13 protein-coding genes are annotated in these 14,790 nt (G+C 62.8%); 8 read left to right on the top strand and 5 right to left on the bottom strand.

Annotated elements, in window-relative coordinates; genetic code table 11:
* Positions 1–50 precede the first annotated feature (50 nt).
* The 5 genes from J2Z31_RS12665 (at position 51) to J2Z31_RS12645 (ending at position 5,623) form a co-directional block, all read left to right on the top strand.
* Positions 51–695, top strand: a complete 645-nt coding sequence (locus J2Z31_RS12665) for a CpaD family pilus assembly protein (RefSeq protein ID WP_209602228.1) — start codon at positions 51–53, stop codon at positions 693–695.
* A 33-nt stretch (positions 696–728) separates the two neighbouring features.
* On the top strand, positions 729–2,009 hold the full coding sequence (locus J2Z31_RS12660; protein WP_209602227.1) for an AAA family ATPase: 1,281 nt from the start codon (positions 729–731) through the stop codon (positions 2,007–2,009).
* Positions 2,010–2,055: 46 nt separating this feature from the next.
* Entirely contained in the window at positions 2,056–3,513 is a 1,458-nt protein-coding gene (locus tag J2Z31_RS12655; protein ID WP_209602226.1) for a CpaF family protein, read from the top strand.
* A 108-nt stretch (positions 3,514–3,621) separates the two neighbouring features.
* A complete protein-coding gene (locus J2Z31_RS12650) occupies positions 3,622–4,632 on the top strand; it encodes a type II secretion system F family protein (protein WP_209602225.1) in 1,011 nt (336 codons plus the stop codon).
* 10 nt (positions 4,633–4,642) lie between these two features.
* Positions 4,643–5,623, top strand: a complete 981-nt coding sequence (locus J2Z31_RS12645; protein WP_209602224.1) for a type II secretion system F family protein — start codon at positions 4,643–4,645, stop codon at positions 5,621–5,623.
* A 276-nt stretch (positions 5,624–5,899) separates the two neighbouring features.
* Here J2Z31_RS12645 and J2Z31_RS12640 read toward each other — a convergent pair whose 3' ends face one another.
* Entirely contained in the window at positions 5,900–6,724 is an 825-nt protein-coding gene (locus J2Z31_RS12640) for a tetratricopeptide repeat protein (protein ID WP_209602223.1), read from the bottom strand.
* A gap of 126 nt (positions 6,725–6,850) precedes the next feature.
* On the opposite strand from J2Z31_RS12640, the gene J2Z31_RS12635 reads away from it, so the two are divergent.
* The 3 genes from J2Z31_RS12635 to J2Z31_RS12625 all read left to right on the top strand — a co-directional run bounded on the left by J2Z31_RS12635 (position 6,851) and on the right by J2Z31_RS12625 (position 9,660).
* A complete protein-coding gene (locus tag J2Z31_RS12635; protein ID WP_209602222.1) occupies positions 6,851–8,242 on the top strand; it encodes a leucyl aminopeptidase family protein in 1,392 nt (463 codons plus the stop codon).
* Between the two features lie 209 nt (positions 8,243–8,451).
* Positions 8,452–8,796, top strand: a complete 345-nt coding sequence (locus J2Z31_RS12630; protein ID WP_209602221.1) for a MarR family transcriptional regulator — start codon at positions 8,452–8,454, stop codon at positions 8,794–8,796.
* Between the two features lie 9 nt (positions 8,797–8,805).
* A complete protein-coding gene (locus J2Z31_RS12625; protein ID WP_209602220.1) occupies positions 8,806–9,660 on the top strand; it encodes a C40 family peptidase in 855 nt (284 codons plus the stop codon).
* A gap of 216 nt (positions 9,661–9,876) precedes the next feature.
* On the opposite strand, the gene J2Z31_RS12620 is transcribed toward J2Z31_RS12625, so the two are convergent.
* The 4 genes from J2Z31_RS12620 to J2Z31_RS12605 are packed head-to-tail and all read right to left on the bottom strand — an operon-like array spanning position 9,877 to position 14,695.
* Positions 9,877–10,836, bottom strand: a complete 960-nt coding sequence (locus J2Z31_RS12620; protein WP_209602219.1) for a 2-hydroxyacid dehydrogenase — start codon at positions 10,834–10,836, stop codon at positions 9,877–9,879.
* Between the two features lie 9 nt (positions 10,837–10,845).
* The gene (locus J2Z31_RS12615; protein WP_209602218.1) at positions 10,846–12,474 is read right to left on the bottom strand and encodes an ABC transporter ATP-binding protein; all 1,629 of its coding nucleotides are present in this window, start codon (positions 12,472–12,474) and stop codon (positions 10,846–10,848) included.
* Between the two features lie 8 nt (positions 12,475–12,482).
* Positions 12,483–13,613, bottom strand: coding sequence for an ABC transporter permease (locus J2Z31_RS12610; protein ID WP_209602217.1), 1,131 nt, complete (start codon positions 13,611–13,613; stop codon positions 12,483–12,485).
* Complete coding sequence (locus tag J2Z31_RS12605; RefSeq protein ID WP_209602216.1) at positions 13,613–14,695, bottom strand: microcin C ABC transporter permease YejB; 1,083 nt, start codon at positions 14,693–14,695, stop codon at positions 13,613–13,615. Before J2Z31_RS12605 ends, J2Z31_RS12610 begins: the two co-directional genes overlap by 1 nt.
* Between the last annotated feature and the right edge of the window lie 95 nt (positions 14,696–14,790).

Below are 14,790 nucleotides of genomic sequence, written 5' to 3'. Positions count from 1 at the left end.
TCGGGCTCATGAGAAACCGAAACGCAGCAGAGATTGAAAGGCGGACGCTCATGTCCCTGACCCGTAACGCGGCGCGCCTGGCCACCCTGGCGCTTGTTGGCGGCCTGCTTGCAAGCTGCGGCACCAGGGACAATCAGGCGACCGGAGCGATACCGGACGATTACCGCACCCGTCACCCGATCGTCCTTGCCGAGGCTGAGCGCGCCATCGACATCCCGGTCGCTTCCGGCGACAGGCGGCTGACCCAAGGCACGCGCGACGTCATTCGCGGCTTTGCCACCGAATACCGCCATTCGGCGAGCGGCGTCGTCCAGATCATGCTGCCGCGCGGGTCGGCCAACAGCCATGCCGCCCATATCGTCCGCAAGGAGATACGGGGCATCCTGGCGGCAGGCGGCGTTCCGGCGAACCGAATGATCGAAACGGCTTACGAAGCGGGCGCCACTGGCGATGCCGCCCCTATCCGGCTGAGCTATGTCGCGATAACCGCGCAGACCGGGCCTTGCGGCGAGTGGCCGGAGGACCTGACGCTGAACACGCTGGAGAACCGCAACTATCACAATTTCGGCTGCGCGACGCAGTCCAATCTCGCCGCGCAGATTGCCAACCCGACGGATCTCCTCGGTCCTCGAGAGATGTCTCCGATCGACGCGGCGCAGCGCGCGGAGGTGATCGAGGCCTGGCGTGAGAACTAGAGCAGCGGCACGGCAGCGTTTTGGGGAAAAGAGATGAATGCGATCGAATACAGCATCGACAACGGCGGAGGCAACAATTCCGCGGACGCGCGCCCCGGCGATCTCGACCAGCTTCGGCCCTTGCCCCGCATCTCGATTCATGCCTTCTGCGAGACGGACGCGATGCAGCGCCTCATGGAGCGCTGCGGCCAGGACCGCCGCATGGCGAAGGTCAGCCTGCGCATTACCGGCGGCAGCGTCGCAGCGGCCGCCAACATGTTCGCAAGCGTGTCCACCCCCAACCTGATCATCCTTGAAACCGCGACCGAACCGACAGCCTTGCTTGCGGAACTGGCGCCGCTGGCGGAAGTCTGCGACCCGAGTACCAAAGTCGTCATTATCGGCCGCCACAACGACATCGCACTCTATCGCGAGCTCATCCGCAACGGCATTTCCGAGTACATGGTGGCCCCGGTCGGAATGGCGGACATACTGGCGGCGGTCTCGGCGATCTTCGTCGATCCGGAGGCCGAACCGCTCGGACGGAGCCTGGCCTTCATCGGCGCCAAGGGCGGCTGCGGATCGTCGGTCATCGCGCATAATTGCGCCTGGGGCATTTCCAATCTCTTTTCGACGGAAACCATCCTCGCCGATCTCGACCTGCCCTACGGCACCGCCAATATCGATTTCGACCAGGATCCGGCGCAGGGCATCGCCGAGGCCGTTTCCTCCCCGGATCGGCTGGACGAGGTCTATCTCGACCGCCTCCTGACCAAATGTTCCGAGCACCTGTCGATGCTCTCTGCGCCGTCGATGTTAGATCGTGCTTACGATTTCGAAGCGGGCGCTTTTCAGCCGATCCTCGAAATCCTCCAGCGCAGCGCGCCGGTCTCGGTGCTTGACGTGCCGCATGCCTGGTCGGACTGGACCCGCTCGGTGCTGTCCGAAGCAGACGAGGTGGTGATTACTGCGGTTCCGGACCTTGCCAATCTCAGGAATGCGAAGAACCTGCTCGATGCGTTGAAGAAGCTTCGCCCGAACGACAGGGCGCCTCACCTCGTCCTCAACCAGGTCGGCATGCCCAAGCGGCCGGAGATCGCCCCGAACGAGTTCTGCGAATCGCTGGAAATCGAGGCTGCCGCCATCATCCAGTTCGACGCCGTGATCTTTGGCAACGCTTCAAACAGCGGACGGATGATCGCCGAGATCGACAGGAAATCGCCCGCCGCGGAAACCTTTTCGCAGCTCGCCCATCTTCTGACCGGGCGCGCGACGGTCAAGAAGGCGCGCAAGGCCGGTCTCCAGAAGGTGCTGGCGAAGCTCGGGCGGAAATAGCCATCGTGTCCCTTAGAAGGATCGATAGAACAAGCGGATCGGACTGATGTTTGGCAAACGCGGAAATGAAGGCTTTGGAAGGGCGGGCGCAAAGATTGCCGCGGTCCCGCCGGCGATGCCGGCGGCGGTGATGGAGCATCCTGGCGCGCCGGTTCTGAGCGAGCCCGCAGCTCCTGCTCCCCGCCCCCAACCGTCCGCTCCCCCGGCACGCCGGCGCTCGCCGCGGGCGGACGACTATTACGATACCAAGTCGCAGGTCTTCTCCGCCCTGATCGACACGATCGACCTGTCGCAACTCGCCAAGCTGGACAATGAAAGCGCGCGCGAGGAAATCCGCGACATCGTCAACGACATCATCACGATCAAGAATTTCGCCATGTCGATCGCCGAGCAGGAGGAACTGCTCGACGACATCTGCAACGACGTGCTCGGCTATGGCCCGCTCGAGCCGCTGCTCGCACGCGACGACATTGCCGATATCATGGTGAACGGCGCCGGCCAGACCTTCATCGAAGTCGGCGGCAAGGTCGAGGAGTCGGATGTTCGCTTCCGTGACAATGCGCAGCTCCTGTCGATCTGCCAGCGCATCGTCAGCCAGGTCGGCCGACGCGTCGACGAATCGAGCCCGATCTGCGACGCGCGTCTTCCCGACGGTTCGCGCGTCAACGTCATCGCTCCGCCGCTCGCGATCGACGGCACGGCGCTGACGATCCGCAAGTTCAAGAAGGACAAGCTGACACTGGAGCAACTCGTCCGCTTCGGCTCGATCACCCCCGAAGGTTCGGTTCTGCTGCAGATCATCGGCCGCGTCCGTTGCAACATCGTCATTTCGGGCGGCACGGGCTCCGGTAAGACGACGCTGCTCAACTGCCTGACGCGCTATATAGATAGCGATGAGCGCATCATCACCTGCGAGGACTCGGCGGAACTGCAACTCCAGCAGCCGCATGTGGTCCGTCTGGAAACGCGCCCGCCGAACATCGAAGGCGAGGGCGAGATCACCATGCGCGATCTCATCAAGAACTGCCTGCGCATGCGGCCGGAACGCATCATCGTCGGCGAAGTGCGCGGACCGGAAGTGTTCGACCTGCTGCAGGCGATGAACACCGGCCACGACGGCTCGATGGGCACCATCCACGCCAACACGCCACGTGAGTGCCTGAGCCGTATGGAATCGATGATCGCCATGGGTGGTTATACGCTGCCGGCCAAGACCGTCCGCGAAATCATCGCCGGATCTGTCGACGTCATCATTCAGGCATCGCGCCTGCGCGACGGTTCGCGCCGCATCACCCACATCACCGAAGTCACCGGCATGGAGGGTGACGTGATCGTCACCCAGGACCTGATGCGCTACGAAATCGACGGCGAGGATGCCAATGGCCGGATCATCGGCCGCCATGTCTCGACCGGCATCGGCCGGCCGCATTTCTGGGACCGCGCCCGCTATTTCAATGAGGACAAGAGGCTCGCCGCCACCCTCGATGCGATGGAGAAGAACTAGAATTTTGCAGCCAGTTGAAATCACCTGACGCCGCGCAAATGCGGCAAGCACAAATGCGAGTGGCGCGCTTTTGAGCACGACCGCTGAAGCGAAGGAACTGACCAACCGATGTTCGGCATGGATATCACCGTTCTGGCAATAGCTGGCCTCGTCGCGCTTGCGGCTGCGGCGCTTGCCTACGGCGTGCTCTATTCCCGGATCGAAACCGAGAAGAAAGCGGAAGGACGCTTGCGCCGCGTCAGCGCCTCCGAGAGCGATCGCGCCAATGTCAAGGCGGCGCGCGATCGCGTCAGCGAATTGTCGAAGCGGCGCAAATCCGTGCAGGATTCGCTGAAGGAGCTCGAGAAGAAGCAGCAGGAGAAGTCAGCCAATGCCGCTCCCTCAATGAAGAAGCGGCTGGTGCAGGCGAACCTGTCGATCTCGCTGACGCAGTTTTATGTTTTCAGCGTCCTCTTCGGCCTCTTCGCCTTCATCGTGATACTGCTCGCCGGCGCCGGGCTGTGGGTCGCCCTGGGGGTCGGGCTGATTGCGACGGCGGGCCTGCCGCGCTGGATCATCGGTTTTCTGATCAAGCGGCGCTGCAAACAATTTCTGAACGAATTTCCGAACGCCCTCGACGTTATGGTCCGCTCCATCAAGTCCGGTCTGCCGCTCAACGATGCATTGCGGCTGATCGCCAGTGACGGTCAGGAGCCGGTCAAGACGGAATTCCGCCGCGTGGTCGAGTCGCAGCAGGTCGGCCTCAACGTTCCGGACGCCTGCGCCCGGATGATCCAGAGCGTTCCTCTGCCGGAGGTGAATTTCTTCTCGATCGTCATCGCCATCCAGGCGCAGGCCGGCGGCAACCTGTCGGAGGCGCTCGGCAATCTTTCCAAGGTGCTGCGCGAGCGCAAGAAGATGAAGGCGAAGGTCGGCGCCCTCTCGATGGAGGCGAAGGCGTCCGCAGCCATCATCGGCGCGCTGCCCTTCATCGTCTCGCTGCTCGTCTATCTGACATCGCCCGATTACATGATGATCCTTTTCACCGACCCACGCGGCCACATCATCATGGGCGCGTCGGCGGTGTGGATGAGCATAGGCATCTTCGTGATGCGCAACATGATCAACTTCGATATCTGAGGCTCGCGGCGTGAACGGTTGGATAGAAACACTGACGGACCCGAACATCCTCATCGGGGCGCTTGTCTCGATGGCCGTGCTCGCGACCTTCTATTCGCTCGCCGTTCCGCTTTTCGAGCGCGGCGACCTCGCCAAGCGTATGAAGTCGGTCGCGACCGAACGCGAGCAGATTCGCGCCCGAGAGCGCGCCCGTCTCAGTGCCGAGGTCGGGGGCAAGGCAAGTCTCAGGAGCCAACAGAATACCTCTGTACGCCAGGTGGTGGAACGGCTGAACCTGAGGAAAGCGCTGGTCGACGAGAATACGGTCAACCGCCTGAAGACGGCGGGCTACCGCTCGCAGAACGCCCTCAATACCTTCCTGTTCGCCCGCTTCTGCCTGCCGTTCCTGTTCCTGACGGCCGCGATCGTTTATATATTCGTGCTCGGGAACTTCGCCGAGAAGCCGTTTATGATCCGGATACTTTTCGCCATCGGCTTCGGCTATCTCGGATTCTACGCACCGAACATCTTCATCGCCAATGCCATCTCGAAACGCCAGCATTCGATCCGCCGCGCCTTTCCGGATGCGCTGGACCTGTTGCTCATCTGCGTCGAATCGGGCGTGTCGATGGAACTCGCCATGCGCCGCGTCGCCGACGAGATCGCCGCCCAATCTCCGCCATTGGCGGAAGAACTGGTGCTGACGACGGCGGAGCTCTCCTTCCTGCCGGACCGGCGCGTCGCGCTCGAAAATCTCGGCCTGCGCACAGGGCTGGAAGAAGTCAAGTCGGTGATGCAGGCGCTGATACAGGCCGATCGCTACGGTACTCCCATCGCCCAGGCCTTGCGTGTCCTGGCGCAGGAAAGCCGCGACCAGCGGATGACCGCCGCGGAAAAGAAAGCGGCCGCCCTGCCGCCGAAGCTGACCGTACCGATGATCCTGTTTTTCCTACCGGTCCTCGTCGCCGTCATCCTCGGCCCCGCGGGGATCCAGGTGGCGGATAAGTTCTAGGACGTCTGCGAGTCCTGGCAACGCTCGCTTCTGCGGAAACCGATTCGCGCGGCGCCTTCGCTATCGGCAGGCCAGCTAGAAAAATCACGACAGGTCGTATCGCTGATCGAAGAAAGTATATCCGAATTGGCGGGACCTATTCGGAGCCTGGAGAGATATCAATAGAACGATAGGCGAGGCGGCGGCATATTCGGCCTGATGCACTCTCGGCGCGATGCTCTCCAAGGCGTCTTCCTTGGGCCTGACCTGAGGATCACCCAGTTGCATCGAACCCGCCTAATTCGTGTTCCCCTCGTCCGCCTTGGCAAGCTGCTGCCAAGCGCCCTTCTGGGAAAGCATCGAGCGCAGATAGGCGACGTTGGCTTCCGCCTGCTCGGGCGTCAGTTCCTGGCGGGCGATCGATTCCGCTTCCTGGAAGCTCCCCTGCAGGCCGACGGCGAGCGCCAGGTTCTGTCGCACGCTGCTGTCGGCGCCCGGCTGGTCTGCGGCCGAGCGGAGATAGGTCTCGGCGGTCCGCAGATCCTTGGCAAGCAGATAGGACATGCCGAGATTGGAGAGGACGGAGGGTTCGTTCGGCTGCAGATCGAGCGCCTCCCTGTACCGCAGGCGCGCTTCGGGCGAACGGCCAAGCTGGTCCAGGATCGCGCCTTCCGCCGATTTCAGCTTCCAGTCGGGGCGGTCCGGCGTCTGCGCCCGCTGGATCGTCGCCAACGCCTGATCCAACTGTCCTGCCGCGGCTTGCGCCTTCCCATAGGCGCCGAGAACCTCGCGATCGGTCGGATGATTGATCGCCACCTGCTGCATGACCGCCAGCGCCTGCTCGTTGCGCCCGGTCATGCGCAGCAGATTGGCATAGTTCAGCCCCGCCTCGCGATCCTTCGGGTTGCGCTCATAGGTCTGGCCGATGCTCTCCGTCGCGGCCGCGAGCTCGGTTGCGTTCATCGACTGTACCGGCTTCGAAAGCCTCGGGATCGAGCCGGTCGTCAGTTCCTTCTTGCCCTGCTGTCCCGCGCAGCCCGCGAACGAGAGTGCAATGAGCGCGACGGCGGCGCCGCTCGTCAGCCGCTGCCGCCAGGAGGAAGGAGTGTCTTGCGTGATCATTGGAAGCCCCAGTAGCCAGTCCTGCACCGGAACTCCAACGACGACGGCGCAACTTTCACTCCAGCAATAATCTGTTAACCCTAACAGAGCGTTAATAGAGCGAATCCCGACCAGCCGAGGACATTCATGGCTCCCTACCAGTTCATCGAGCGGCCGTCGCCGTTCAATACCAGCAACGGCAAGACGCTGCCGATCTTTGCAGTAACACCGGCACATATCGAAACGGGGGCGATAGACCCGATCGCGCTCGACTGGGCGAGAAAGGCGGGGTTCAAGGCGGAGTCCGGCGCCGTGCTGCTCATTCCCTCGAGGGACGGCCACCTCGGCGGCGCACTGTTCGGCCTCGGCAAGAATCCTTCGGAAGCGCCTTTCCTCGCCGGAAAGCTCGCTCGCGCCCTGCCTGCAGCGAAATGGCACATCGAGACGGCGCCGCTCACCGCCAATCGCCTCGCGCTCGGCTTCGGCCTCGGTTCCTACCGTTTTGAGCGCTACAAGGCGGGCCAGGCCGAAGCGCCGACGCTGCTGATCCCCGCCGACGCCGATGCGACCGACGTCAAACGGCAGTTGGCGGGTGTCTTCCTGGCGCGCGACCTCATCAACACCCCAACGAACGACATGGGTCCTGAAGCGCTTGAGGCGGCCTTCCGGGCGCTCGGCAGCCACTACAAGGCGGATGTTTCGGTGATATCCGGCGATGCCTTGCTCACGCAGAACTTCCCCCTGGTCCACACCGTTGGCCGCGCCGGTGCCGAAGCACCGCGGCTTCTCGAAATGCGCTGGGGCAAGAAGGGCCACAGGAAGGTGACGCTGGTCGGCAAGGGCGTCTGCTTCGACACCGGCGGTCTCGACATCAAGCCGGCCTCCTCGATGCTGCTCATGAAGAAGGACATGGGCGGTGCCGCGAACGTGATGGGCCTGGCGCTGATGATCATGGACGCGAAACTGAAGGTCGATCTGCGCGTGATCGTTCCCGTCGTCGAGAACTCCATCTCGTCCAATGCCTTCCGCCCGGGCGACATCTACCGCAGTCGCAAAGGTCTGACGGTGCAGATCGACAACACGGATGCCGAGGGTCGGCTGATCCTCGCCGATGCGCTCGCCTATGCCGATGAGGAGGCGACGGATCTCGTCATCGACATGGCAACGCTGACGGGTGCCGCCCGCGTCGCGCTCGGGCCCGACCTGCCGCCTTTCTTTACCGACGACGAAGAGCTCGCGCGCGATCTGACGGAGGCGAGCCTCTCGATCGACGATCCGCTCTGGCGCATGCCGCTCTACATGGGCTATGACAAGGATATCTCCACCCGCATCGCCGATCTGACGAATGCTCCGTCGGGCGGCATGGCCGGCTCGATCACGGCAGCATTGTTCCTCAAGCGCTTCATGGGGAACGCCAAGAGCTGGGTGCATTTCGACATTTTCGGCTGGGCGCAATCGGAACGGCCGCATTCGCCGATCGGCGGCGAAGCCCAGGCGATCCGCGCGCTCTATCACCATATCGGCCGGATGGCGCGTTAGCCGTTCGCCCGTTTCCGCCCCCGCTTGATTGCGTTTTTGAGCCGGGCGCCTGCAGCCGGGCTGAAAGGGGGCCGCTTGTCCCTTCTCCCCGCAGGCGGGGAGAAGGTGCCGGCAGGCGGATGAGGGGCGGCCATCATCTCGGCGCAAAGAAACGCTTGCGTAACGATCGGCCGCTAATGTGGCAGCTTGTTCCTACCCAGGAGTCTCCGTTGCCGGTCGAACTGACGCCTTCCCAGGCTCTGGGGCTTTGGCACGCCGTCTCGCTCGAGCAGGTTCGTGTCGACAGCCGCGATCTGACGCTGCGGCAGGTGGCGATCCTGCTCGAAATCTACCTGGTGCCGCCGCCCCACACGGTGCGCGGTCTCGCCGCCGCGCTTGGCGTGTCGAAGCCCGTGATCACCCGAGCCCTCGACACAATGGGTGCGCTCGGTCTCGTCGACCGCATGCGCGACGAGGGCGACAGGCGCAATGTCGTCATCAAACGCACGGTCGAGGGTGCACTTTACCTTGAAAAACTCGGCGATCTGATCATCAATCAGGGTCGGAAACTGTGAGTGCATGCCATGCCTGAAATGCTCGACCGCCGTATCAACGCCTATCGTGACGACCTTGCCGAGGAACGCCTGCGCGGGCTGGTCGAGGCGAAGCGCTTCGTTGAAGGCACAACCGCCGCGTTCACCGTTCCGGTGACGCCACTTAGGTCGCGTCCGGACCTTTCCTGCGGCACCGACACGGAATTGCTCTATGGCGAAACGGCACGTGTTCTCGACGTTGCCGAAGGCTGGGCCTGGGTGAAATCCGATATCGACGGATATGTCGGCTACGTGCCGCAGGAGGCATTGGCGCCACCAGAGGCGACTCCGACCCATATCGTCGCGGTGCCCCGGACCTTCCTCTATCACGGCGCGGATCTGCGCTTTCCGCAGGCTTTCGCGCTCTCCATGGGAAGCCGCCTCCGTGTCGTTGGCGAAGCTGAGACGCGCGGCACGCGCTATTTCCTCCTCGACGGCGGGCTGGCTGTCGTTGCCGATCATTGTTCGCCGGTCGGAAGCCCGATTGGCGGCGATTACGTTTCGATCGCGGCGCGCTTCCTTGAAACCCCCTATCTCTGGGGCGGCCGCTCCGGATTCGGAATCGACTGCTCCGGGCTCGTGCAGCTTTCGATGCAGATGGTCGGCCGCCGTGTCCTGCGCGACACGGACATGCAGGCCGGGACGATCGGCCAGCCGATCGGGCGTGACGAACTCACCCGCGGCGACCTCGTCTTCTGGAAAGGTCACGTCGCGATCATGGAGAACGAGAAAACGCTGCTGCACGCAAACGGCCACACCATGACCGTTTCCCGCGAGGGGCTGGACGCTGCCATCCAGCGCATTGGCTGGCTCTATGCCGAGCCGACGGGTTATCGAAGGCCGTAGATCCTTTCCCCGCGGATTCGTTTCACGGGCTGACGGACCGTCCTTTTATCCGCGTGCTATCGAATGCTGCGCTTGGATCCTTGGGTCAAGCGAGGTCAAGCCCGAGGATGACGCCGGAGGAAGGGGCCAGATCATTACACAAGTTCTGGAGTCCACATGAGCCCTTCTCGGCCTTGATCCGACTTATAGCCGATGACGGTGGTGGAGCGGCAACGATCAATAGCCGGCTACCTTATCCACGACGTGCTCTAGCGGCAGGCCGCTTTCGAAGCGGGTGATCTGGTGTTCGACATGGGCGAAAAGCGCCTTGACGTCCGAGGAGGCCGCGACATGCGGCGTGACGTAGACGTTCGGCATGTCCCAGAAGCGGCTCTCGGGCGAAAGCGGCTCGCGTTCGAAGACGTCGAGTGAGGCCGCCGCCAAGGTGCCATCGTCGAGGCATTCAAGGATATCGGCTTCCACCTGGCTGCCGCCGCGGCCCGCATTGATGAAGACAGGGGCGCCGAAGGGGCCGTTGCGGCTAAGCCTTGAGAAGAGGCGGGTATTGAAGACCCCCTTGGTGTCCGCCGTCAGCGGCAACAGGCCGACCAGAAAATCAGTCCGGCCGAGGAAGACGTCGAGGCCGGAGGCGTCGTAGGTCTCGATGTCCTCGACCGCTCGCTTCGTTCGCGACCAGCCGATCACTTTGAAGCCCATGACGGCAAGCTTATGGGCGACATCCTGCCCGAGCACGCCCATGCCCATGATGCCGACGGTGACGTCTGCGGCTTCCGGCTGGCTCAAGTCCCGCCATTGCCGCTTTCTCGCCAGCGCCTCATAGGCGCGGTGCTGGCGCAGATGCAAAAGGCATTGCATCACCACCCATTCGCTCATCCGCCGCGTCAGCGTCTCGTCGACGAAGCGCACAAGCGGCACCTCGGGCAGGCCTGGTAACGTGAGCACATGATCGACGCCGGCGCCGCCGGAAAAAACGACCTTGAGGTCCGGCGCGCGGGAGAAGAGGTCGGGTGCAGATTTCCACACCACCGCATAGTCGATGCCGGAGAGATCCCGCCCGCGATGGGCCGGATCGGCAAGATTGATCACCTCACGCCCCGGAAAGGCGCCTTGGAGCGCGGCCTCGATCTCCTCCGGAATGAATTTCAGGTCGACGATGACGGGACTTTTTGCGGGCATGCGGGCACTCTACTGGCGGATGGCGGAAAGGTTGACGGCTTCGAGATTGAAGGCGGCGGCCATCAGCGCCTTGGTATAGTCCTCGCTCGGCGCCTCGAAAATCCGTTCGGCCGGGCCCTGTTCGACGACTCTCCCCATGCGCATGACGATCACCTCGTTGGCGAGCGCCCGAACGACCTTCAAATCGTGGCTGATGAAGAGATAGGCGAGATTATGCTTGCGCTGCAGATCGCGAAGAAGATCGACAACCTGTGCCTGGACGCTCATGTCGAGTGCCGATGTCGGCTCGTCGAGCATGACGAATTGCGGCTTCAGCACCATGGCCCGGGCGATCGCGATCCGCTGGCGCTGGCCGCCGGAGAATTCGTGCGGGTAACGCCAGCGGGTGGAGGGGTCGAGTCCGACCTCCTCCAGCGCGGCGGCGACGCGCGCGTCGCGCTCGCCATCGGTGAGCGCCTTCTCGTGGATTTTCAGCCCTTCGCCGATAATATCGGCGATCGACATGCGCGGGCTGAGGGAACCGTAGGGATCCTGGAAGACCACCTGCATGCGGTTGCGGAGCGGCCGCATCTCGCCGAAACTGTAGGCATCGATGTCCTTGCCCACGAAGGCGATCCGGCCCTTCGACGAGATGAGCCGCGTCAGCGCCAGGCCAAGCGTGGTCTTGCCCGAACCGGACTCGCCGACGACGCCGAGCGTCTGCCCGGCCCGCAGCGTCAGATCGATGCCGTCCACGGCCTTGACGTGATCGACGACGCGGCGGAGAAACCCCGCCTTGATAGGAAACCAGACCTTCACGTCCTTAGCCTCGATGACGATCGGCTTCGAGGCATCGCAGGGTGGCGGTTCGCCCTTCGGCTCGGAGGCAAGTAGATGCCTCGTATAGGCATGCTGCGGATTGGCGAAGATTTCGGCCGTCGGACCGGCCTCGACGATCTTGCCCTTGGTCATCACGCACACCCGGTCGGCGATCTTGCGCACGATACCAAGGTCGTGAGTGATGAAGAGCATGGACATGCCGTGCTCGTCCTTGAGCGACTTTAGGAGTTCCAGGATCTGCGCCTGCACGGTGACGTCGAGCGCCGTCGTCGGCTCGTCGGCGATCAGAAGTTCCGGGCGGTTGGCAAGCGCCATGGCGATCATCACGCGCTGGCGCTGACCGCCGGAAAGCTGGTGCGGATAGGCGCCGAGGCGTTTTTCCGCCTCGCGGATGCCGACCTGGTTCAACAGTTCCAGCGTGCGTGTGCGCGCGGCCGGTCCCTTGATCCCCTGGTGAAGCTCCAGGATTTCGTCGATCTGCTGCTCGATCGTGTGCAACGGATTGAGCGACGTCATCGGCTCCTGGAAGATCATGGTGATGTCGTTGCCGCGCACATGGCGCAGTTCCTGATCGCTCGCCTTCATCAGGTCCTTGCCGTTGAAGAAGACCTCGCCGCTCGGGTGGCTCGCCGCCGGGTAGGGAAGGAGCTTCAGGATCGAATTCGCCGAGACCGACTTTCCGGAACCCGATTCCCCGACGAGCGCCACCGTTTCGCCGCGGCGGATGTCGAAGGAGATATGGTCGACGGCGATCGAGGTCTCGCCGCCCTGATGAAAGGCGACGGAGAGATCGCGGATCGAGAGAAGAGTTTCTGTCATCGTCGCTTTCACCGGAAGGTCTTTCTCGGATCGAAGGCGTCGCGCGTCGCCTCGCCGACGAAGATCAGGAGCGACAGCATGATCGACATGGCGAAGAAGGCGGTCAAACCCAGCCAGGGCGCCTGCAGGTTGGACTTGCCCTGGGCGATCATTTCGCCGAGCGAGGCGGAGCCCGGCGGCATGCCGAACCCCAAGAAATCGAGCGAGGTGAGCGTCGTGATCGAGCCCGAAAGGATGAAGGGCAGGAAGGTGAGGGTGGCGACCATAGCATTCGGCAGGAGGTGCCGGTACATGATCGTGCCGTTGCCGACGCCGAGCGCGCGCGCCGCGTTCACATATTCGAAATTGCGCGCCCGCAGGAACTCTGCACGCACCACGCCGACGAAGCCGACCCAGGAGAAGAGCAGCATGATGCCGAGCAGGATGAAGAAGCCGGGCGGCAAAATGGCGGCGATGATCAGCAGGATGTAGAGCACCGGCATCGACGACCAGATCTCGATGAAGCGCTGGAAAAGAAGGTCCGTCCATCCGCCGAAATAGCCCTGAACCGCGCCGGCGGAGACGCCGATCACGGCGGAGGCGATCGTCAGTGCGAGGCCGAAGAGCACGGAGATGCGGAAGCCGTAGATCATTCGCGCCGTCACGTCCCGCGCCTGGTCGTCGGTGCCGAGCCAGTTCATGTTGCCGAGCATGCATCCGGGGTCGTCGGCACCGAGCGGATAGGCGGAGCAGCGCTCCTCCTCGCTCATCAGCCAGAAGGGAGGGGTCGGCGCCGAATGCGGGATGTTCGAGTTGACCGTCTGGTAGGAATAGCGGATCGGCGGCCAGACCATCCAGCCGTTCGCCTCGATCTCGTCGCGAATGAAATCGGACCGAAAGTCGGTCTCGGCAAGAAAGCCGCCGAACTTTTCTTCCGGATAGTTCACGAAAACCGGGAACAGAAGTTCGCCCTTGTAAGAGGCGACGATCGGCTTGTCGTTGGCGATGAATTCCGCGCAGAGGCTGAGGCCGAAGAGGACGAGGAAGATCCAGAACGACCAGTAGCCGCGTCGGTTCGCCTTGAAGTTCTGCCAGCGTCGCCGGCCGATCGGCGTCAGCCAGCCCTTTTCCGGTGTTCCGGCGTAGGCGACCGTGCTCATCAGACGTCCCTCCGCTCGAAATCGATGCGGGGATCGACCCAGGTATAGATCAGGTCGGAAATAAGGCTCACGAACAGGCCCATCAGCGAGAAGATGTAGAGGGTGGCAAAGACGATCGGATAGTCGCGCTTGACGACCGCGTCATAGCCGAGCCGGCCGAGGCCATCGAGCGAGAAGATGTATTCGATGAGCAGCGATCCGGTGAAGAAGGCCGAGATGAATGCGCCGGGAAAGCCGGCAATGATGATCAGCATGGCGTTGCGGAAGACGTGGCCGTAGAGCACCCGCCGCTCGGTCAGGCCTTTCGCACGCGCCGTCGTCACATATTGCTTCTTGATCTCGTCGATGAAGGAGTTCTTGGTCAGCAGCGTGGTCGTCGCGAAGGCCGAGAGCAGCAACGTGATCAGCGGCAGCGTCATGTGCCAGAAGTAATCGAGAATCTTCTGCCACCAGGAAAGCTCGTGGAAATTGTCGGAAACGAGTCCACGTAAGGGGAACCAGTCGAAGAACGAGCCGCCGGCAAAGATAACGATCAGCAAGATCGCGAAAAGGAAGCTCGGCACCGCATAGCCGATAATGATGATGCCGGAGGTCCAGACGTCGAATGTCGAGCCGTCGGAGACCGCCTTCTTGACCCCGAGCGGGATCGAGATGAGATAGGAAAAGATAAGGATCCAAACGCCGAGCGAAATCGACACCGGCATCTTTTCGATGATGAGGTCGATGACCGAGGTATTGCGGAAGAAGCTTTCACCGAAATCGAAACGGGCATAGTTCCACATCATCGTGAGAAAGCGCTCGAGCGGCGGCTTGTCGAAGCCGAACTGCTTCTCGAGCTTGGCGATGAATTCGGGGTCGAGCCCTTGCGCGCCGCGATAGCCACCGCCCTCGCCGCCGCTCCCCGGCACGAGATCGCCACCCGTGCCGGAAAGCCTGTCTGACCCAGCGGCGTTGGTAAGGTCCGCGATGACCTGTTCCACGGGACCGCCGGGGGCGAATTGCACGACCGCAAACGAGATGGCCATGATCCCGACGATCGTTGGGATCATCAGGAGAAGCCGGCGCAGGATATAGGCACCCATCAGGCGAACCCCGGCGTTCTCACGCCGCCGACCGGCGTGGCCAGCGGCGCTCTCGTTTGCCGTCTATGTCGTTTCAATCCGTGAACTCCTTGGCG

Source organism: Sinorhizobium kostiense (genome assembly GCF_017874595.1).
In the GTDB taxonomy this organism is placed as follows: domain Bacteria; phylum Pseudomonadota; class Alphaproteobacteria; order Rhizobiales; family Rhizobiaceae; genus Sinorhizobium; species Sinorhizobium kostiense.
Note: the sequence above shows the minus strand (reverse complement) of the source record. Positions and strands in the feature narration are given on the sequence as shown.